The sequence below is a fragment of the Stenotrophomonas lactitubi genome (genome assembly GCF_002803515.1).
GTDB lineage: Bacteria > Pseudomonadota > Gammaproteobacteria > Xanthomonadales > Xanthomonadaceae > Stenotrophomonas > Stenotrophomonas lactitubi.
On sequence record NZ_PHQX01000001.1, the window covers coordinates 990,402 to 1,009,493 of the forward strand.

The window sequence follows — 19,092 nt, forward strand, 5'->3', positions numbered from 1 at the left end:
GCGTCAGTGCTGCGTTTCCGACAAGTGAGGACGGCGCCCCAGCACCCAGGCCAATGCAGCGTGGACCGGCAGCAGCAGCACGATCCACTGCACGTTGTACTGCGCCTGCAGGCTCAGCCAGTGCAGCACCAGCGCGGCCACGGCCTGCACCGCCACCAGCCACAGCACGATCCTGAACATGCGACCGGGCACGCGCCGCCGCAGCAGGCTGATCGCCCCCGGCAACAACAGCAGGCACAGCGGCGAGAGCAGCAGCAGGTTGCGGTTGGCCCAGGCGGCGTAGTGCGTGCTGAAGCCCCACAGGAACACCAGCAGGCCACCGGCGATCGTGCACAGCAGCCACAGCGGCAAGGCCAGGCCGGCCAGCAGGCGCGGACGGTTGCGCAGCGCCAGCACGCCCGCCGCGATCACCAGGCCACACAGCAGCCACGGCCACCAGCGGCGCGCGAACTCCTTCGGCTCAGGGTCGATGCGGTGCGGCAGCAGTTCCTGCTCGGACTGCACCAGCGGGCGGCCGTCACTATTGCGGGCTTGGCGCAGGGCATCGGCCAGGCGCATCGGCACGAACGCTTCCTGCCAGCGCGACAGCGGCTGGTCGGCAAACGGGCCCAGGCCGATATCGAAGCCCAGCCACATCCACGGGGCAGGGGACGCCAGCCGTACCGACTCGCTGCGATAGGTGTTGCCGCGTGAGCGGCCCGACAGCTGTGAATGCAACCCACCGCCAAGTGCCTTGTCCAGCGTGTCGCGCACCATCGTCGCGCAGTTGGCGGTGTAGTAATCGTAGTGGTAGCGCGCGTTTTCCGGCTTGGCCCGTTCGGCCAGGTCGGCGGCCAGCGAGCGTGCCTGGTCAGGGGTGATATCCAGCCACTGTACGCTGGCACCGCGGCCGGTCTCGTCGTAGTACGACAGGTCCTGCTGCAGCGGCAGGGCCACCAGGTAATACATCATGTCGCCGCGCACGAAGCGGCCGATGAAATCCTGTTCGGACGGATCGAAGTAGCCGAAGTTGTACGAGATCGCCTCGCCGCTCACCGGGTCCAGCACGACGATCGCATCGTGGCCGAAGCGCTCGAAGAACACGGTGCCCGGCTGCATGGTGACCACGCCGACACGCGGGGCAGGGGCATCGCTGGCCGTCGGAACGGTCGGCGCCGCCGCCTGCGCGAACGCAGCCAGTGGCAGGGCGGTGGCCAGCAGGCACAACGCCAGCCACAGGGTCAGGATCAGGCCACGGTGTTTCAAGCGTCGTCCTGCGCGTCCGGTGCCAGCACCGTTACATGGAAAGCCTGGACCCGGCGCGCATCGGCGCGGGCCACACGGAACATGAAACGGTCCAGCGCCAGCTCATCGCCGACTTCCGGCAGATGGCCGACGGCTTCGGTCACCAGGCCGCCGATGGTGTCGTAGTCCTCATCGGAGAAGGTGGCACCGAAGCGCTCGTTGAAATCACCGATCGGCGTGAGCGCATCCACCACGTACTGGCCATCGGCCTGGATGGCGATCTGCGCCGAGAAATCCTCGGCCTCGTCGTGTTCGTCGTCGATGTCGCCGACGATCTGCTCCAGCACGTCTTCGATGGTGACCAGGCCGGCGACGCCGCCGTACTCGTCCACCACGATCGCCATGTGGTTGCGCGACAGGCGGAACTCCTTCAACAGCACGTTGAGCTTCTTCGCTTCCGGAATCAGCACCGCCGGGCGCAGCAGTTCACGTACGTTGCCCGGACCATTGTCGGCAACCACGCCGCGCAGCAGGTCCTTGGCCAGCAGCACGCCGAGGATGTCGTCCTTGTTCTCGCCATGCACCGGGAAGCGCGAATGGCCGGACTCGACCACCTGCTTCATCAGCTCCAGGAAGGGCGCCTCCACCGGCAGCGAGACCATCTGCGAACGCGAGATCATCACGTCGCCCACGGTCAGCTCGGCTACCGAAATGGCACCTTCCATCATCTTCAGGGTATCGGCGGCGATCAACCCTTCTTCCTGCGCGGTGTGCAGGACAGCGACCAGCTCGTCGCGGGTGTGGGGTTCGCCGGAAAAAGCGGACGTCAGGCGTTCAAGCCAGCCGCGCTTCTTTTCACTGTGCTCCACGGAGGAGCTACTACTGTCGTCTTCTGACATCTCTGGAAAAAAGGCACCCGGCAGGCCGGGCGATGGCTCCAGTCTAGCAGGATGTGGGGGCCTGTCAGTGACCCTCGCCAGCCGGGGCGGCGGCGGCCGGGCCCTCGCCCTCGGCCGGCAGGTCCAGGCTGTAGGTGCAGCCGGCCAGGGTCTTGCCCGGGTGGCTGGCGACGGTGGATACGCTGAGGATGATCGACTCGATCTGTGCCTCGCCGGACTTCGGGTCGGTCACATCGCGGCTGACCAGCTCGCGCCCGGCCATGAACTTGCCGTCCTGGTCGTAGCCGGTCTCCAGGGCCAACTGCGTGGCCAGCGGCCGCGGGTCGGACTGGTCGAGCACGGCCATGATGCTGGCGCCGGCCACGGCCACGCGCTCGGTCTGCTGGCCGAACACGGTGATCGGGCTGGCCAGCCGGTACTCGCTCATGAACTGGTTGCCCTGCGGCAGCGGCTGCAGGCCGTGGGCCACCGCCTTCAGCGGATCGGCCAGCAGGGGTGCCAGCGCGGCATGCTCGGGCACGCCCTGGCGGCACTCGATCAGTGCAGGCAGGTCCAGCGGCGCGGCGGAAGCGGTGGCGGCAAGCAGGAGCGGCAGGAGCAGGAAGGTACGCAGCAGCACAAGCGAGGTTCCGTGGTAGAGCCGAGCCCGTGCTCGGCTGCTTTTGGGTCGGGTCTGCGGGGCGCAGGGCGTACCACGGCCGAGCATGGGCTCGGTCACGCAGCGCCTGGCCAGGTGTCAGCGCTCGCCGGCGTAGGGATCGTCGATGCCGAGCTCGGCCAGGATCTCGCGCTCCAGCTGTTCCATCGCCTCGGCTTCCTTGTCGTCCTCGTGGTCCCAGCCGAGCAGGTGCAGCACGCCGTGCACGGTCAGGTGCGCGTAGTGGGCATTGAGCGCCTTGCTCTGCTCGTCGGCTTCACGGGCCACTACCGGCGCGCAGATCACCAGGTCGCCCAGCAGCGGGAACTTGACGCCCTTGGGCAGGCCCTCCGGCACGTCCGCCGGGAAGCTGAGCACGTTGGTAGCGTAGTCCTTGCCCCGGTAATGCCGGTTCAGGGATTGGCCTTCCTTGCTGTCGACCACGCGGATGGCGAGGTCGGCCTCGCGGATGCGACCCTTCAGTGCGGCCGCGACCCACTTGCGGAAGCTGACGGCCGAGGGCAGGCCGGCACGCGGCAGGGCATAGCTGACGGCGACATCCAGTCGCACGGGACCACGGGTCATGGAGTCGCTCCAGGTTGGATCTGATGCAGGTCGCGGCGGTCGTAGGCGCTGACGATGCGCGCCACCAGCGGGTGGCGGACCACGTCGCGGGCTTCGAAGAAGGTGAAGCTGACGCCCTCCACATCGCGCAGTACGTCGATGGCATCGCGCAGGCCCGACTTCACATGCTTGGGCAGGTCGGTCTGGGTCAGATCGCCGGTGACCACGGCAGTCGAGCCGAAGCCCAGTCGGGTCAGGAACATCTTCATCTGTTCGATGGTGGTGTTCTGCGCTTCGTCCAGGATCACGAACGCATCGTTGAGCGTGCGGCCGCGCATGTAGGCCAGCGGCGCAATCTCGATGACGTTCTTTTCCAGCAGCTTGAGCACTTTTTCCACGCCCAGCATTTCATACAGGGCGTCGTACAGCGGTCGCAGATACGGGTCGACCTTCTGGCTCAGGTCGCCGGGCAGGAAGCCCAGCTTCTCGCCGGCCTCAACCGCCGGACGCACCAGGATCAGGCGCTGCACACGCGATTCGTTCAGTGCTTCCACCGCGCTGGCCACGGCCAGGAAGGTCTTGCCGGTACCGGCCGGGCCGATGCCGAAGTTGATGTCGTGGCTGACGATCTGGTGCAGATAGCGGCTCTGGTTGGAACCGCGCCCGCGCACGGTTCCGCGCTTGACCTTGATTGCCACGTCCTGCGCTTCGTAGGAGCGATCGGCGATCTGTTCGATGTTCGCCGCGTTCAGGCGCAGGTGGATGCCGTGGCTGTCGAAGGTGGTCTCGGCGGCCTCTTCATACAGCGCCTCGATCAGCTTCTGCGCCTCTGCACTGGCTTCAGTCGGGCCGCTGATACGGAACACGAAGCCGCGGTTGGCGATTTCCACGCCAAGCTTCAGTTCGATCTGGCGAAGGTGGCCGTCGAACGGGCCGCACAGGTTGGCCAGCTGCGCGTTGTCTTCCGGCGACAGGGTGAAGTCTCGATGCTCGATGCTTTTCATTGCTTGGGGTGGGGCGGGGTCGCCGTCCACCGCGATGGCGTCAGGGACGACAAGGGTAACGCGCAAGGCGGCAGGACGACAGTTCTCCACACCGGGTGTGGACCGGCGCCGAAGAAACCTGTGGATAGTCCTTCGCAGCGCTTGTGCCACAAGGAAGATGATGCGGTGGTGAAAATTGCGCCAGTGCCCGCGGGGTTCTCCACATGTGGTGTGGACGGTGTTGCAGCGAACCTGTGGATAGGTGGCAGCGAGCCTTGCGGCAGTGGCGTTGCCGGCGGGTGATCAATTATTGACCAGCCCTGTTCTGGATCATTGCGGGTGCACAGGGAGCATGGCACCGTGGCGCCATCGGAGGAGGTGGCGCATGGCCGTGGGCACGTGGATGCGCAGGATGGGGCTGCTGGGCAGCTGCCTGCTGGCGGGCTGCGGCGAAGCACCGCCGGCGGCACTGGGTACGCTTGAATGGGACCGGATCAGCGTGCCCGCACCGGCGGCGGAAGTGATCAGTGCCGTTGACGTGCGCGAAGGGCAGGCGGTCAAGGCCGGCGCGCTGCTGATGCGCCTGGATCCTGCCCGTGGCGCCGCCCAGTTCGACGCCGCACAGGCCGAAACCGCCCGCGTGCAGGCGCAGCTTGAAGAACTGCAGGTGGGCCCGCGTCCTGAGCAGATCGCCCAAGCGCAGGCACAGCTCACGGCGCTGCGCGCGCAGGCGGCTGAAGCCACTGCGTACTACCGCCGGGTGCAACCGCTGGCCCGCCAGAGGCTGGTCGCTGCTGCCGACCTGGACCGGGCCCGCGCGGCCGCCGACAACGCCGTGGCCAGCGTGCGCGCTGCCGAACAGGCGTGGCTGGAGCTGCAGCGCGGCAACCGTCGTGAGGACATTGCCCAGGGCCAGGCCGCCTCCCGGGCAACGCAGGCACAGGAGGTGGTGCAGGCCGTCAACCTGCAGAAGCTGCAGCTGCGTGCGCCGCGCGATGGCGTGGTCGATGCGTTGCCGTACCGGCAGGGCGACCAGGCACCGATCGGTGCGCCATTGGTGGTGATGCTGGTGGGCGAACGCCCCTATGCGCGCGTGTATCTGCCGCAGCCATTGCGCCTGCGGGTGAAGGTGGGGCAGGGAGCGCAGGTGCAGCTGGATGGTGCCAACACCGTGCTGAAGGGGCATGTGCGGTCGATCCGCAGCGACCCTTCCTTTACGCCGTATTACGCGCTGACCGGTGATGACGTCTCGCGGCTGAGCTACCTGGCCGAGATCGAGCTGGACGACAGTGCCGACATGCAGGCGCTGCCCGCCGGGCTGCCGGTGCAGGTGCGCTTCTGAATCCTGTCGATGACATTGCCGTGCGTGCGCAGGGCCTGAGCCGCCGTTTCGGCGAGCTGCTGGCAGTGGACAACGTCGATCTGCAGGTGCCGCGAGGGCAGGTATACGGCTTCCTCGGCCCGAACGGCTCAGGCAAGTCGACCACCATCCGCATGCTGTGCGGACTGCTTGAACCAAGCGCTGGCGAGATCGAAGTGCTGGGCCTGGCGATCCCGGCACAGGCCGAAGCGCTGCGCCGCCGCATCGGCTACATGACCCAGCGCTTTTCGTTGTACGAAGACCTGTCGGTGCGGGAGAACCTGGAATTCCTGGCCGCCATCCAGGATCTACCGAGGGCGCAAGCACGGCAACGGGTCGACGTGCTGCTGCAGCAGTACCGTCTGCAGGACCGCCAGGTGCAGTTGGCCGGCACCCTCAGCGGCGGGCAGAAGCAGCGGCTGGCGCTGGCCGGTGCGGTGATCCATGCGCCGGAACTGCTGTTCCTCGATGAGCCGACCAGTGCGGTCGATCCTGAGTCGCGGCGCGATTTCTGGGAGGCGCTGTTCGAACTCGCCGATGCCGGCACCACGGTGCTGGTGTCCACCCACTACATGGACGAGGCCGAACGCTGCCATCGGCTGGCGATCCTAGATCGCGGTGCCCTGGTGGCCGATGGAACCCCGGCCGAGCTGTGCGCGCAGCTGCAGGGCCGTACCCTGAAGGTCACCGCCTCGCAGCCCCGGCAGGCCAGCCGCGCGCTGGCGGCGTTGCCGGGTGTGCTCAGCGTGGCCCAGATCGGCACCGAACTGCGCGTGCTGTGCAGCGAGGGTGCGGCCGATACCAGCGTGTTGGCGCAGGCACTTGCCGCCGCCGATCCGCAGGCCAGCATCGAACCGGTGGCACCCAACCTGGAAGACGTATTCGTTGCCGCCACCCGTGGCCGTGGTCGGGAGCCGGCCGCATGAGCGTGCGACGGCTATGGGCGATCATGCTCAAGGAGCTGCGGCAACTGCGCCGTGACCGCATCACCTTGGCGATGATCGTTGGCATCCCGGTGATGCAGCTGCTGCTGTTCGGCTATGCGATCAACCTCAACCTGCGGCACCTGGATGCCGGTATCGCCGATCAGGCCAACAGTGCGGCGTCGCGCGCGCTGGTACAGGACATGGTCGCCACCGGCGTGATCACGCCGCGCGCGCAGGCCTATACGCCCGATCAACTGATGGAGGCGTTGCGACGGGGCCGGATCAGCGTGGGCATCGTCATTCCCTCCGATTTCGAGCGACGCCGCTACGAAGGCCGCGAAGCGGTGCAGGTGCTGGTCGACGGCAGCGACACGGTGGTGCAGAGTGCGGCGATCCAGCTGGCGCAGGTGCCGCTGGACACGCGTCCGGCCAGCAACGCGCGACCACTGCGCGAAGGCAGCATCGCCAGCGGGCAGGTGAGCGTCATCAGTTTCTACAACCCGCAACGGCGCTCAGCGGTGAACATTGTGCCCGGCCTGATCGGGGTGATCCTGACCATGACCCTGGTGATGTTCACCGCAGTGGCGGTGGTACGCGAACGCGAGCGCGGCAACATGGAACTGCTGATCGCCACGCCGGTATCGCGCAGCGAACTGATGGTCGGCAAGGTGTTGCCCTATGCGGCGATCGGTCTGCTGCAGACCACGCTGGTGCTGCTGCTGGGAACCTGGTTGTTCGAGGTTCCGATCCGCGGCAGCCTGGTTGATGTCTATCTGGCCGCGGTGCTGCTGGTGCTGGCCAACCTCGCACTGGGCCTGTTGATTTCAACGCGCGCGCGGTCGCAGTTCCAGGCCATGCAGATGACCCTGTTCCTGTTCCTGCCGTCGATCCTGCTGTCGGGTTTCATGTTTCCGTTCGCCGGCATGCCCAGGCCGGTGCAGTGGCTGGCGGAAGTACTGCCGCTCACCCATTTCCTGCGCCTGGTGCGCGGCATCATGCTGCGCGGGGCCTCGCTGTGGGAGCTGTGGCCGGACGCACTGGCAATGCTGGTGTTCATCGTGGCGATGATGACCCTGGCCATCCTGCGCTTCCGCAAGCGCCTGGATTGAAGCATGCCGACCAACGGTCGGCATCCACACAGTAGGTGCCGACCGTTGGTCGGCATCAACTGCGGTGAGTGCCGACCGCTGGCCGGCATCAATTGCGGTGGGTGCCGACCGTTGGTCGGCACACCTTATTCCGCCACCACGCGGCCGCGCAGCGAATTGGTCAGCGCTTCAGTGATCACCACGTCCACGAACTGGCCGATCAGGCGCGGGTGCGCCGGGAAGTTCACCGAACGCATGTTCTCGGTCTTGCCGGTCAGTTCATTCGGGTTCTTGCGTGAAGGGCCTTCCACCAGCACGGCCTGTACGCTGCCAACCATCCTTTCGGAGATGCTCGCAGCGTGTGCATTGATGCGTTCCTGCAGGCGCGACAGGCGTGCATGCTTCTCCGCATCGCTGATCGTGTCTTCCAGGTCCGCTGCCGGCGTGCCCGGGCGACGCGAATAGATGAAGGAGAAGCTGTGATCGAAGCCGATGTCCTCGATCAGTTTCATGGTCTTCTCGAAATCCGCATCGGTCTCGCCGGGGAAACCGACGATGAAGTCCGAACTGATCGAGATGTCCGGGCGGACCGCACGCAGCTTGCGGATCTTCGACTTGAATTCCAGTGCGGTGTAACCGCGCTTCATCGCTGATAGCACGCGGTCGCTGCCAGCCTGCACCGGCAGGTGCAGGAAGTTGGCCAGCTGCGGCACATCGCGGAACGCATCGATCAGCGAATCGCTGAACTCCAGCGGGTGCGAGGTGGTGAAGCGGATGCGGCCAACGCCATCGATCTCGGCGATGGTGCGGATCAGCAGGCCGAGGTCGGCGAACTCGCCGTCGCCATACGGCCCGCGGTAGGCGTTGACGTTCTGGCCGAGCAGGTTGATCTCGCGCACGCCCTGCGAAGCAAGCTGTGCCACTTCCACCACCACGTCCTCGAACGGGCGGCTGACTTCGGTACCGCGCGTGTAGGGCACCACGCAGAACGAGCAGTACTTGGAGCAGCCTTCCATGATCGACACGAACGCCGACGCGCCATCGGCACGTGGTTCGGGCATGCGATCGAACTTCTCGATTTCCGGGAAGCTGATGTCCACCTGTGGGCGCTGCTGTTCGCGGCGGGCGCGGATCAGTTCCGGCAGGCGATGCAGCGTCTGCGGGCCGAACACCAGGTCGACGAACGGCGCACGCTTGATGATCGCCTCGCCTTCCTGCGACGCCACGCAACCGCCGACGCCGATGATGACCTCACGGCCCTGGTTCTTCAGGCTCTTCCAGATGCCCAGCTGGCTGAACACCTTCTCCTGCGCCTTTTCGCGGATCGAGCAGGTGTTGACCAGGATGACGTCGGCGTCCTCGGGGCGATCGGTCAGTTCCAGGCCATCACTGGCGGCGAGCACGTCGGCCATCTTGGCCGAGTCGTACTCGTTCATCTGGCAACCGTGGGTCTTGATGTACAGCTTGCCTTTCACCTGGTCGGGCTTGCGCGGACCGGCGGGCAGGGCAACGAGCGGGGTACCGCCCGGCGTGGCGGGCGGAAAGACGTCTGGCGTCCCGGTCATGGCGCTTAATCCATTCGGGTGGCGGGAAAGGGGGCGATTCTACCCGCATCCCGTCGCGCTCGCCCTGCACAACGCCAACGGCGCCGCGCTGCGCGCTCGCGGGGCATGGCCCCGCGCTACCCGTATCCCGCGCCGTTCGGTAGCGCCGGCCCGTGCCCGGCGAGTGCCCTTACGCCGCGATCAGCTCCGCATCGATCTGCCGCGAACGATCAAACGCGGTCAGCGCACTCATCCGTTCGATGTAGGCGGCCGTCGCCGGTGCTGGCTGCACCAGGCCGAACGCACTGGTCCATGCCAGTGCATTGCCCCACAACACGTCTGCCGCACTCATCACCTCGCCCAGCAGGTACGGCCCCTGCGCCAGCTGTGCTTCGATCACCTGCAGCACCGTATCGGCGTCGTTGTAGGGCGACATCGCATGCGGCGGCGGGTCGCGACGCATCGCCCGGTCGATCATCGCCGGTTCGAAGCAGGCGCCGTAGAAGGCCATCCAGCGCAGATAGGGGCCGCGCAGGGCGTCGCCGATCGGCGGCGCCAGCCCGGCTTCCGGGTACAGGTCGGCCAGGTACAGGTAGATCGCCACCTGCTCGGTCACCAGGGCGCCGTTGTGCACGATGGCCGGCACCTTGCCCATCGGATTGATCGCCAGATAGGCCGGGGCCAGGTTGGCGCCAGCCTTCAGGTCCAGCACCTGCATGCGGTAGTCGGCGCCCAGTGCTTCAAGCAGGGCCACCGCGCCGCTCGAGCGTGAACGGGCGGCGTGATAGAGGGTGATCTGGCGTGACGTCATGGCATTGCTCCTTGCAGGTGGTGGTGAAGTGGGGGCCATCCTGGGGCACAATTGCGGACGACTTCTGTCCGCGATCCGTCATGCGCCATACCGCCCATCGCCTGCTTCGCCTGATCTCGCTGCTGCAGGCCCGCCGCCACTGGTCCGGTGCCGAGCTCGCCGAGCGCATGGGGGTGGATCGGCGCAGCATCCGTCGCGATGTCGAACGCCTGCGCGAGCTGGGATATCCGGTGCAGGCGTCGGCCGGCGTAGGCGGGGGCTACCGGCTGGGCGCGGGGGCACCGGTGCTGCCGATGCTGCTGGACGAGGAAGAGGCCACCACGCTGGCGATTGCCCTGCGTGCGGCCTCGGCCACGGTCTCCGGCATCGACGACACCGCACGCGGCCTGCTGTCCAAGCTCGACCCGCTGGTGCCGGCGCGTCGCCGCCAGCAGGCCGGCGAAGTGCATGCGGCCACTGCGACCCTGTCCGATCTGCCATCCACCGATGCGCGCCTGCTCGGGCGGCTGGCCCAGCACTGCCGGCAGGCCGCGCGGCTGGCCTTCGAATACCGCAGCGCGCAGGACGCGGTGACGCAACGGCAAGTCGAGGCCCAGCACCTGGTCAACTACGGGCGGCGCTGGTATCTGCTGGCCTGGGACCTGGGCCGGCAGGACTGGCGCACGCTGCGCGTGGACCGGATGGGCGCTGTGCGGCCTCTGCCCGAGCCTGGCCTGCACCGGCGAACCCCGGCGCCGCCCGATGTGATGGTGCGGCAGGCGGTCAGCCAGGCGCCGTTCGCGCTGCAGGCCATCCTGCGCCTGGCCGGCAGTGAAGCGGAGCTGGCCGGCCGCATTCCGCCCTGGTGCGGCGTGCTCGAGGCTGACGGCGCAGACCATTGTCTGTTGCGGATGGGTGCGGAAAGCCGCGGCATGATGCTGGCGCAGATTCTCAGCCTGGATCGCCTGCCGGTGGCACTGTGGACCACGCCGGCCGAGCTGCGCGAGGAGCTGGCCCAGCGTCTGACCGGGCTCAGCCAGGTACTGGCCGTGCCCGCGGTCACGGTCTGAGCCGTCGCCCTTGGCAAGCCGCAGCGAAGCTGGGACACTCGCGGCCATGAAGGGGAGACTGGGGACAACGGCGATCATCATCGCTGCGCTGACCGCTGCGCCGGCCAGCGCCGGCACCCTGTACAAGTGCCTTGGCGCCGACGGGGTCACCAGCTATGTCAGCAAGCGGGTGGCCGGTGCCCAATGCAGCACCATCAGCTACACCCGCAGCGCAGGCAGGGCGGTGCGTGCCCCGGTCGCCACTTCGGTGCCGGTGCCAGCACCTGCTGCAGTGGTGGCCAGTGCCGAGCGTAATCCGGTCGCGGTTGCCGCCAGCGCTGCCAGTCCCGCTGTCGCACCGACTCCGGTACCCGCGGCAGCGTCCACGCCGGCCGCTCCACGCGGCGGCAAGATGGTCAGCGGCCAGGTCTATTCGTACATGCAGGACGGGGTGCGCCACTACACCAGTGCACGCCCGACCCAGGTCGCCAACCTCGGCCCGGTGCGGACCATCCGCTACAGCTTCATGGAGCGCTGCTACGCCTGCGGGGTCAATCCACGCGTCGATTTCGGCAGCGTGCGCCTGAACACCACGGCCTTCCAGAGCGAGATCACCTCGGCTGCACGCGAATTCGGGGTGGAAGAAGCGGTGGTACGCGCGATCATCCACGCCGAATCGGCGTACAACCCGACCGCGCTCAGCCGTGCCGGTGCGCAGGGCCTGATGCAGCTGATGCCGCCCACCGCCGCACGCTTCGGCGTCAGCGATTCCTACGACGCCGGGCAGAACATCCGTGGCGGCGTGCAGTACCTGGCGTGGTTGTTGAAGCGCTTCAAAGGTGATCTGACCCTGGCCGCGGCCGGTTACAACGCCGGCGAAGGCGCGGTCGATCGCCATGGAGGCGTGCCACCCTACAGCGAGACCCAGTATTACGTGCGAAGGGTAGGGCAGCTGGCCGAGCGCTACCGCACCGCCCTGACCCACCAGTAGGTGCCGACCGTTGGTCGGCACACCTTCAAGCGGGTAGGTGCCAACTGTCAGTCGGCACACCTTGAAAAGAGTTGTTGCAATGCGTTGTGTGGCGCGCGACGGTTCCGCTACACTCGACCGAGATTCAATGCGGCTCTGGCCCCCACCGGAACCGCTGGCAGCCTTAAAGCTACCTAATCAATATCGGAGTGCCGGATGGCCAACGATGGGGTACACGATCCAGTCAACACCGGACGTCGGCGTTTTCTTACTGCCACCACAGCCGTGGTGGGCGCCGTCGGCGTCGGATTCACCGCAGTTCCTTTCATCAAATCCTGGAACCCCAGTGCCCGCGCCAAGCTTGCCGGCGCACCGGTGGTGGCCGACATCAGCGCCCTGCAGGAAGGCCAACGCCTGATCGTGGAATGGCGTGGCCAGCCGATCTGGATCGTCAAACGGTCCAAGGCGATCCTCGATGCGCTGCATGGGCTGGATGGCCGCTTGAAGGACCCAGAGTCCGGCGAGAAGGACCAGCAGCCGGAGTACGTGCTCAAGCAGAACCCCGAGCTGCGCTCGATCAAGCCCGAGATCTCGGTGCTGGTCGGTCTGTGCACGCACCTGGGCTGCTCGCCGGAAATGGTGGGTGAAATCCGCCCCGAGCCCTACGACCCACAGTGGAAGGGCGGCTATTTCTGCCCCTGCCACAAGTCGCGCTTCGACATGTCCGGCCGCGTCTTCAAGGACGTGCCCGCACCCATCAACCTGAAGGTGCCCGCGCACCACTACCAGGACGACAACACCATCATCATCGGTGTCGATCCGCAGGGGGCTGCCTGATGTCCAACATCCTCAGCCGTACCGCCACCGGCGTGGCCGACTGGGTCAATGCCCGCGCGCCGGGGTTGATGCCGATCTACCGCAAGCATGTCAGCGAGTACTACGCGCCAAAGAACTTCAACATCTGGTACTACTTCGGCTCGCTGGCGCTGCTGGTGCTGGTCAACCAGATCGTCACCGGCATCTTCCTGACCATGCACTACAAGACGAATGCCGCCGAAGCATTCGCCTCCATCGAATACATCATGCGTGACGTGGAGTGGGGCTGGCTGATCCGCTACATGCACTCCACGGGTGCCTCGCTGTTCTTCATCGTGGTCTACCTGCACATGTTCCGCGGGCTGCTGTATGGCAGCTACCAGAAGCCACGTGAACTGGTGTGGATCCTGGGCATGCTGATCTACCTGGTGCTGATGGCCGAAGCCTTCATGGGCTACGTGCTGCCGTGGGGCCAGATGTCGTTCTGGGGCGCCAAGGTGATCATCTCGCTCTTCGGCGCCATTCCAGTGATCGGCAACGGCCTCACCGAATGGATCATGGGCGATTACCTGCCCAGCGACGCCACGCTCAACCGCTTCTTCGCACTGCACGTGATCGCGCTGCCGCTGGTGCTGCTGCTGCTGGTGGTGCTGCACCTGGGTGCGCTGCATGAAGTGGGATCGAACAACCCCGATGGCGTGGAGATCAAGAAGGGGCCGAAGGGCAACCGCTGGTCACCGAACGCGCCGACCGACGGCATTCCGTTCCATCCCTATTACACGCTCAAGGATGGCGTCGGTGCGGGCTTCCTGCTGATCATCGCGGCCTTCATCATCTTCTTTGCGCCGGCCTTCGGTGGCCTGTTCCTGGAACACGACAACTTCACCGAAGCCAACCGCCTGGTCACCCCCGAGCACATCAAGCCGGTCTGGTACTACACGCCGTACTACGCGATGTTGCGGGTGGTGCCGAACAAGCTGGGCGGCGTGATCGTGATGTTCTCGGCCATCGCCATCCTGTTCCTGGTGCCCTGGCTCGACCGCGCCAAGGTCAAGTCCTACCGCTACCGCGGCTGGCTGTCGCGCGGCCTGCTGGGCATGTTCGTGGTGTGCTTCGCGTGGTTGATGGTGATCGGCTCCGGTCCTGGTACCGATGCGCACGAGACCTATGTCGGGCGGGTGCTGACCTTCCTGTACTTCGCCTTCTTCATCACCATGCCGATATGGACAAGGCTGGACAAGACCAAGCCGGTACCGGAAAGGGTGACCACGCATGACTGAGCGCTGGATGGTCCGGCTGGCCCTGGCGGCCGCCCTGATGCTGGGCAGTACCCTGGCAATGGCCGCCGAGGGCGGCACCAAGCTGCTGCAGGCCGGCAACGACCTGGGTGACCGGGCGTCGCTGCAGCGCGGCGCCCAGCTGTACATGAACTACTGCAGCGGTTGCCACGCATTGAAGTACCTGCGCTATTCGCGGATGGGCGAGGACCTGGGGCTGAGCGAGGAAGAGGTGATGAACAACCTCAACTTCACCGGCTCGGCGGTCGGCGATCCCGTGCCCGTGGCGATGCCCAAGGAGCAGGCCGAAAAGTGGTTCGGCAAGATGCCGCCCGACCTGAGCCTGATTTCGCGGGTACGCGGCAGCGACTGGATCTACACCTACCTGAAGTCGTTCTACCTGGACAGCAGCCGCCCGCTGGGCTGGAACAACGCGCTGTTCGCCAATGCATCCATGCCCAATCCGTTGTGGGAGATGCAGGGCCTGCAGCACGCAGTGCATGGCAAGGCCGAAGCGCCGGGCATGGACCCGCCGGTGACCGGCCTGCGCATTGAAAGTCCGGGCTCGGTCGATGCGGGCCAGTACGACCAGGCCGTGCGCGACATCACCAACTTCCTCGAATACGCCGGCGAACCGGCCGCGCTGAAGCGGCAGCAGCTCGGTGTCTGGGTGATCCTGTTCCTGGCCCTGCTGACCTTCCTGGTGTACCTGTTGAAGAAGGAATACTGGAAGGACGTGCACTGATCCAGAGCCGGCCATTGCATCGGGCCTATTGGCTTTTGTGATGGTCGGTTGCACACTCGGGGAGGAGTCGACCGCCAGCACGGTGCTGGCGGCGCCGATGCGGCAGGCGGTCTCCTGTCGTAGGAGAGCCTTTGATGGCGGCGAGCGTACGCATGCGCAATACACTGACGCTGTTTTCCTCGAACGACGATGTACTGTGCCACCGTGTGCGCCTGGTGCTGGCGGCCAAGGGCGTGAGCTTCGACTTCGTTCCGGTCGATCCACAGAACCCGCCGGAAGACCTGATCGATCTCAATCCGTACCATTCGGTGCCGACCCTGGTCGAGCGCGAGCTGGTGCTGTATGCCGCGTCGGTGGTCAGCGAGTATCTGGACGAGCGCTATCCGCACCCGCCGCTGATGCCGGTTGACCCGCTGTCGCGCGCGCGCATCCGCCTGGCCATGCTGCGTATCGAGCATGACTGGGTGCCGCAGGTGCAGGCGATCCAGCTGGGCAACAAGACCCAGGCCGAGGCAGGGCGCAAGCGGCTGAAGGAACTGCTGACGGCCTCGCTGCCGTTGTTCAAGGCCAGCAAGTTCTTCCTCAACCCGGAAATGAGCCTGGCCGACTGCGCGATGGCGCCGATCATCTGGCGCCTGCAATCGCTGGATGTGCCGTTGCCGAAGGACAGCAAGGCCATCGAGGACTACGGCAACCGGATTTTCCGCCACCCTGGTTTCGTTCGCAGCCTTACCGATCAGGAAAAGAAACTGCGCGATCTGCCGGGCTGATCCGGTATCCGCTTTCCCGTCTGCACGCCGACCGGCGTGCAGGCGATCCGCCCCGGCAGGGGCGTCGGGCGCTACACTTCACGCATGACCGAAGACTTCTTCCACATGACCAGCCACCGCCCGTATCTGTTGCGGGCTCTGGTGGAATGGATCAACGACAACCAGCTGACTCCGCACATCCTGGTCGACGCCGGCGTTCCCGGCGTGCAGGTTCCGCCTTCGGCCGTCAAGGACGGCCGGGTGGTGCTCAACATCGCCGAGCGCGCAGTCGTGCGGCTGGTGATCGACAACGAGTCGGTGAGCTTCTCGGCGCGCTTCTCCGGCACCAGCTATCCGGTGCAGGTGCCGATCAGCGCGGTGCTGGCGGTGTATGCGCGCGAGACCGGGCAGGGCATGGCGCTGCCGGACGACATTCCCGGTGGCGAGCCGGCGCAGGCCAGTGATGAGCTGCTGCACGACGATGAGCAGACGCCGCCTGACGACACGCCGCCCGCTGGTCCGCCGCCCAAGGGCCGCCCGACCCTGCGCGTGGTCAAGTAGTTTCCGCAGCTTTACATCCACGCATGGCGTGGATCTACCGGCGCGCTGTCCAGTAGATCCACGCCATGCGTGGATGATCTTGCTTACACATCCTCGGCATCTTCGTTGTCCGCACGGATCTGGCTGATCCGCGCTGCACCCGGGCCGGTGAAGGAAATCAGCTGGTCGCCGCGCAGCACCATGCGGCCGACATGGCGATCCACGCATGGCGTGGATCTACCGGCGCGCTGTCCAGTAGATCCACGCCATGCGTGGATGATCTTGCTTACACATCCTCGGCATCTTCGTTGTCCGCACGGATCTGGCTGATCCGCGCCGCACCCGGGCCGGTGAAGGAAATCAGCTGGTCGCCGCGCAGCACCATGCGGCCGACATGGCGATCGATGCCGTCGTAGGAATACTCGAACTTGAAGGTGCGCTCGAAACCGAGCCGGCCATCTTCCCCGCGCGACAGCCGCAGACCCGTGGCGTGCACCGCCTGGTCCAGCCACTGCACATCGGCGGCACGGCAGGCATTGCGGCCCAGTTCAACCGCACGTTCGGCGGCCGAACGCGCGGCGTTCCAGAAGAAGTAGACGATACCGCCGGCAATCAGCAGGATCAGCAGGGTGGGCATGGCTTCAGCCGTGAGGTGTCGATCCGCCAAAGATGGCGACGAATGGCGGCCGGATCAAGCGGCATCTGCTCAGCGATCGCTGCCAGGCTCCGTTGCCGGCTGCAGCGGCACCGATGTCGGTGCAGCGGGTGCCGGCGGAGGCGGTGCAACCCGCGGTGCAGTGGCATTCAACTGCAGCAGTGCGGCCCAGTCCTGTCGGTTGAAGCTGCACTCGTCCTCACGACCCGGTGTGCAGGTCGGGTCGATGCCGGTGGTGTCGCGCTCGCGCGGCGGCGGCAGCTTGATCATGCCGGTGCGATCCAGTTGCAGCAGGCGCATCGCCACGGTGTTCATGACGTTGCCGCCCACCAGGTAAAGCGTCTGGTCGCCACCGAGGTTGGCCGCCACCACCACTTCGCAATGCGACTTCCAATGGCCGACCGAGCCGTTGCCCAAAGCCTGCACCAGCCCGCTGTAGCTGAGTGTGCTGCTGCGGTCACGCAGGAAGCACAGCAGGTCGCCCGGTGCCGGCTTGGCGGTGGCCGGGTCCACCAGGCGGTAGGGCACGCCGGAAGGGCCGGCCTGGTAGGCGGCGCGGATGTAGTCGATATGGCGTGGGGAACTGTTGAAGCCGGGTACGCCGGCACGCACCATCACCCAGGAAATGAACGCCGCTGACCATGGATTGTCGATCAGGAACGCGCGGCAATCGCTGTCGGTGTAGCGCGATCCCAACGGGGCCAGGCAGCTGCTGGCACCCGGCTGGCTGCCCAATGCATTCAGCGTGCCGCTTTCGCGCCAGTAGCTGCTGACCCGTTGCCAGGCGATCAGGCCGTTGTCGGCCAGATGATCGCTCTCGGCTTCGGTGACACTGAGGCTGGCGGCGCGGCCGTCACGGTCGATGAAGGGGCGGAACCAGAGGCGATGCTCGTTGCAGGCAGTGTTGCGGATGGCGATCGCCAACGGGCTCAGGCCGAAACGCGGGGGTACATCGCAGGCTTCGACGGCGGCGGCCGAGAAGGGCGCTGCGGCCAGCAGCAGGCAGGCAGGCAAGAGCATCCGGCGCATGCGCGGCTCCTGTGGGGGATGGTCGCAGCGTCGCAGCGCTGTTGTGAACGCTGGGTGTGAGAGCGGTAGTGCCGGCCGCTGGCCGGCAACATCACGATCCGCGAATCCACCCTCAACCTGGCGGTGGACCCAGCTTCAACGACAGATCAATGGCCTGCACGTGCTTGGTCAGGCCGCCGATGGAAATGCAGTCCACGCCATCTTCAGCGATCGAACGCAGGCCGCCGAGGCCGACGCTGCCGGACACTTCCAGAGGAATGCGGCCTTCGGTGATGCGCACCGCTTCGCGCCGCAGCTCCGGGCTGAAGTCGTCCAGCAGGATGCGTTCACAGCCGGCCTGCAGCGCCTGCCGCAGCTGTTCCAGGTCCTCGACCTCGACCACCAGTGGCAGTTGCGGCCATTGCCGGCGGGCGGCCGACACCGCGGCAGCCAGTGAACCGGCCGCGCGGATGTGGTTCTCCTTCAGCATCACCGTGTCGTACAGGCCGAAGCGATGGTTGTCACCGCCGCCGCAACGCACCGCGTACTTCTGCGCCAGGCGCAGGCCGGGCAGGGTCTTGCGGGTATCGAGGATGCGCGTGCCTGTCCCTTCCACCGCAGCCACATAGCGGGCTGTGGTGGTGGCGGTGCCGGACAGGGTCTGCAGGAAATTCAGCGAGGTGCGTTCGGCGCTGACCAGACTGCGGCTGCGCCCATGCAGCAGCGCCAGCACGGTACCGGCGCTGACATGGTCGCCTTCGGCTACCCGCCACTCGATCTGCACGTTGGCATCGAGCGCGCGATGGGTGGCATCGAACCACGGGCGGCCCGCGATCACCGCATCCTGCTTGCACAGCAGGTAGGCGCTGTCGGGCTGGTCGGGCAGCAGGGCGGCGGTAACGTCACCGCTGCCCAGGTCCTCGGCCAACGCGCGCGCGACATCGGCCGCGACGACGGCTGGATCCGGCGTCGGCAGCGCGTTCATGCGGTCGGGAAGTCGGCGATCTGTGCGGTCGGGATGGCCTCTTCGGCCAGCAGCACCGGAATACCGTCGTCGACGCGGAATACCTGCTTGCGGTCGCGGGTGACCAGGGCTTCGCGCAGTGGCTGCGCCAGCGGGTTGCCATCGGCGCGGTTGACGGAACCGGCGGCGATCGCCCGGTTGAGGGCTTCCAGGCCCTTGCCATCCAGCAGGGACAGGGGCTGGCGGGTATCGGGCGACACCAGCAGGTCGAGCAGCTTGCGATCCATGGTTCTTCGTCTTGCGT

General features: G+C 66.5%; 21 protein-coding genes and 1 pseudogene. 10 read left to right on the forward strand and 12 right to left on the reverse strand.

Annotation, left to right across the window (positions count from 1 at the left end; genetic code table 11):
* Nucleotides 1-3 precede the first annotated feature (3 nt).
* The 5 genes from CR156_RS04635 to CR156_RS04655 all read right to left on the reverse strand — a co-directional run bounded on the left by CR156_RS04635 (nt 4) and on the right by CR156_RS04655 (nt 4,328).
* On the reverse strand, nt 4-1,245 hold the full coding sequence (locus CR156_RS04635) for a lipoprotein N-acyltransferase Lnb domain-containing protein (RefSeq protein ID WP_100552065.1): 1,242 nt from the start codon (nt 1,243-1,245) through the stop codon (nt 4-6).
* Nucleotides 1,242-2,123: an HlyC/CorC family transporter gene (locus CR156_RS04640; RefSeq protein WP_089239987.1), complete on the reverse strand. Its 882-nt coding sequence runs from the start codon at nt 2,121-2,123 to the stop codon at nt 1,242-1,244. Before CR156_RS04640 ends, CR156_RS04635 begins: the two co-directional genes overlap by 4 nt.
* 64 nt (nt 2,124-2,187) lie before the next feature.
* Nucleotides 2,188-2,742, reverse strand: coding sequence for a hypothetical protein (locus CR156_RS04645; RefSeq protein ID WP_409349541.1), 555 nt, complete (start codon nt 2,740-2,742; stop codon nt 2,188-2,190).
* Nucleotides 2,743-2,859: 117 nt separating this feature from the next.
* A complete protein-coding gene (ybeY, locus tag CR156_RS04650; RefSeq protein ID WP_100552066.1) occupies nt 2,860-3,345 on the reverse strand; it encodes an rRNA maturation RNase YbeY in 486 nt (161 codons plus the stop codon).
* Nucleotides 3,342-4,328, reverse strand: coding sequence for a PhoH family protein (locus CR156_RS04655; protein WP_100552067.1), 987 nt, complete (start codon nt 4,326-4,328; stop codon nt 3,342-3,344). The genes ybeY and CR156_RS04655 overlap by 4 nt, the downstream gene beginning before the upstream one ends.
* Nucleotides 4,329-4,692: 364 nt before the next feature.
* Between CR156_RS04655 and CR156_RS04660 the strand changes: the two genes are divergently transcribed.
* The 3 genes from CR156_RS04660 to CR156_RS04670 are packed head-to-tail and all read left to right on the forward strand — an operon-like array spanning nt 4,693 to nt 7,702.
* On the forward strand, nt 4,693-5,649 hold the full coding sequence (locus CR156_RS04660) for an HlyD family secretion protein (protein WP_100552068.1): 957 nt from the start codon (nt 4,693-4,695) through the stop codon (nt 5,647-5,649).
* A gap of 20 nt (nt 5,650-5,669) precedes the next feature.
* Nucleotides 5,670-6,593 carry an ABC transporter ATP-binding protein gene (locus CR156_RS04665; RefSeq protein WP_100552069.1) on the forward strand — a complete coding sequence of 308 codons (924 nt, stop codon included), beginning with the start codon at nt 5,670-5,672 and terminating at the stop codon, nt 6,591-6,593.
* Entirely contained in the window at nt 6,590-7,702 is a 1,113-nt protein-coding gene (locus tag CR156_RS04670) for an ABC transporter permease (RefSeq protein ID WP_100552070.1), read from the forward strand. Before CR156_RS04665 ends, CR156_RS04670 begins: the two co-directional genes overlap by 4 nt.
* A gap of 125 nt (nt 7,703-7,827) precedes the next feature.
* On the opposite strand, the gene miaB is transcribed toward CR156_RS04670, so the two are convergent.
* Nucleotides 7,828-9,246 carry a tRNA (N6-isopentenyl adenosine(37)-C2)-methylthiotransferase MiaB gene (miaB, locus tag CR156_RS04675; RefSeq protein ID WP_100552071.1) on the reverse strand — a complete coding sequence of 473 codons (1,419 nt, stop codon included), beginning with the start codon at nt 9,244-9,246 and terminating at the stop codon, nt 7,828-7,830.
* Between the two features lie 169 nt (nt 9,247-9,415).
* Nucleotides 9,416-10,036 (reverse strand): glutathione S-transferase family protein, encoded by a 621-nt coding sequence (locus CR156_RS04680; protein WP_100552072.1) that lies wholly within the window; start codon nt 10,034-10,036, stop codon nt 9,416-9,418.
* Nucleotides 10,037-10,116: 80 nt separating this feature from the next.
* On the opposite strand from CR156_RS04680, the gene CR156_RS04685 reads away from it, so the two are divergent.
* The 7 genes from CR156_RS04685 to CR156_RS04715 all read left to right on the forward strand — a co-directional run bounded on the left by CR156_RS04685 (nt 10,117) and on the right by CR156_RS04715 (nt 16,182).
* Entirely contained in the window at nt 10,117-11,085 is a 969-nt protein-coding gene (locus CR156_RS04685; protein WP_100552073.1) for a helix-turn-helix transcriptional regulator, read from the forward strand.
* Between the two features lie 46 nt (nt 11,086-11,131).
* Nucleotides 11,132-12,055 carry a lytic transglycosylase domain-containing protein gene (locus CR156_RS04690; protein ID WP_100552074.1) on the forward strand — a complete coding sequence of 308 codons (924 nt, stop codon included), beginning with the start codon at nt 11,132-11,134 and terminating at the stop codon, nt 12,053-12,055.
* A gap of 195 nt (nt 12,056-12,250) precedes the next feature.
* On the forward strand, nt 12,251-12,871 hold the full coding sequence (gene petA / locus CR156_RS04695; protein WP_025875286.1) for a ubiquinol-cytochrome c reductase iron-sulfur subunit: 621 nt from the start codon (nt 12,251-12,253) through the stop codon (nt 12,869-12,871).
* A complete protein-coding gene (locus CR156_RS04700; protein WP_025875284.1) occupies nt 12,871-14,130 on the forward strand; it encodes a cytochrome b in 1,260 nt (419 codons plus the stop codon). Before petA ends, CR156_RS04700 begins: the two co-directional genes overlap by 1 nt.
* Nucleotides 14,123-14,872, forward strand: a complete 750-nt coding sequence (locus CR156_RS04705; protein ID WP_100552075.1) for a cytochrome c1 — start codon at nt 14,123-14,125, stop codon at nt 14,870-14,872. Before CR156_RS04700 ends, CR156_RS04705 begins: the two co-directional genes overlap by 8 nt.
* A gap of 134 nt (nt 14,873-15,006) precedes the next feature.
* A complete protein-coding gene (locus tag CR156_RS04710; RefSeq protein WP_089240017.1) occupies nt 15,007-15,642 on the forward strand; it encodes a glutathione S-transferase N-terminal domain-containing protein in 636 nt (211 codons plus the stop codon).
* Between the two features lie 84 nt (nt 15,643-15,726).
* The gene (locus CR156_RS04715; RefSeq protein WP_100464519.1) at nt 15,727-16,182 is read left to right on the forward strand and encodes a ClpXP protease specificity-enhancing factor; all 456 of its coding nucleotides are present in this window, start codon (nt 15,727-15,729) and stop codon (nt 16,180-16,182) included.
* A gap of 83 nt (nt 16,183-16,265) precedes the next feature.
* Here the strand turns inward: CR156_RS04715 and CR156_RS23340 are convergent.
* From CR156_RS23340 to CR156_RS04740, 5 genes and pseudogenes are all read right to left on the reverse strand, one after another.
* Nucleotides 16,266-16,385 (reverse strand): annotated as a pseudogene (locus tag CR156_RS23340) (DUF3301 domain-containing protein); the annotation flags it as partial.
* A gap of 62 nt (nt 16,386-16,447) precedes the next feature.
* Nucleotides 16,448-16,798 (reverse strand): DUF3301 domain-containing protein, encoded by a 351-nt coding sequence (locus CR156_RS04725; protein ID WP_089241240.1) that lies wholly within the window; start codon nt 16,796-16,798, stop codon nt 16,448-16,450.
* A gap of 69 nt (nt 16,799-16,867) precedes the next feature.
* On the reverse strand, nt 16,868-17,845 hold the full coding sequence (locus tag CR156_RS04730) for a DUF2272 domain-containing protein (protein ID WP_100552076.1): 978 nt from the start codon (nt 17,843-17,845) through the stop codon (nt 16,868-16,870).
* 112 nt (nt 17,846-17,957) lie between these two features.
* Complete coding sequence (gene nadC, locus CR156_RS04735; protein WP_100552077.1) at nt 17,958-18,809, reverse strand: carboxylating nicotinate-nucleotide diphosphorylase; 852 nt, start codon at nt 18,807-18,809, stop codon at nt 17,958-17,960.
* On the reverse strand, nt 18,806-19,075 hold the full coding sequence (locus CR156_RS04740) for a Trm112 family protein (RefSeq protein WP_099820028.1): 270 nt from the start codon (nt 19,073-19,075) through the stop codon (nt 18,806-18,808). The genes nadC and CR156_RS04740 overlap by 4 nt, the downstream gene beginning before the upstream one ends.
* Between the last annotated feature and the right edge of the window lie 17 nt (nt 19,076-19,092).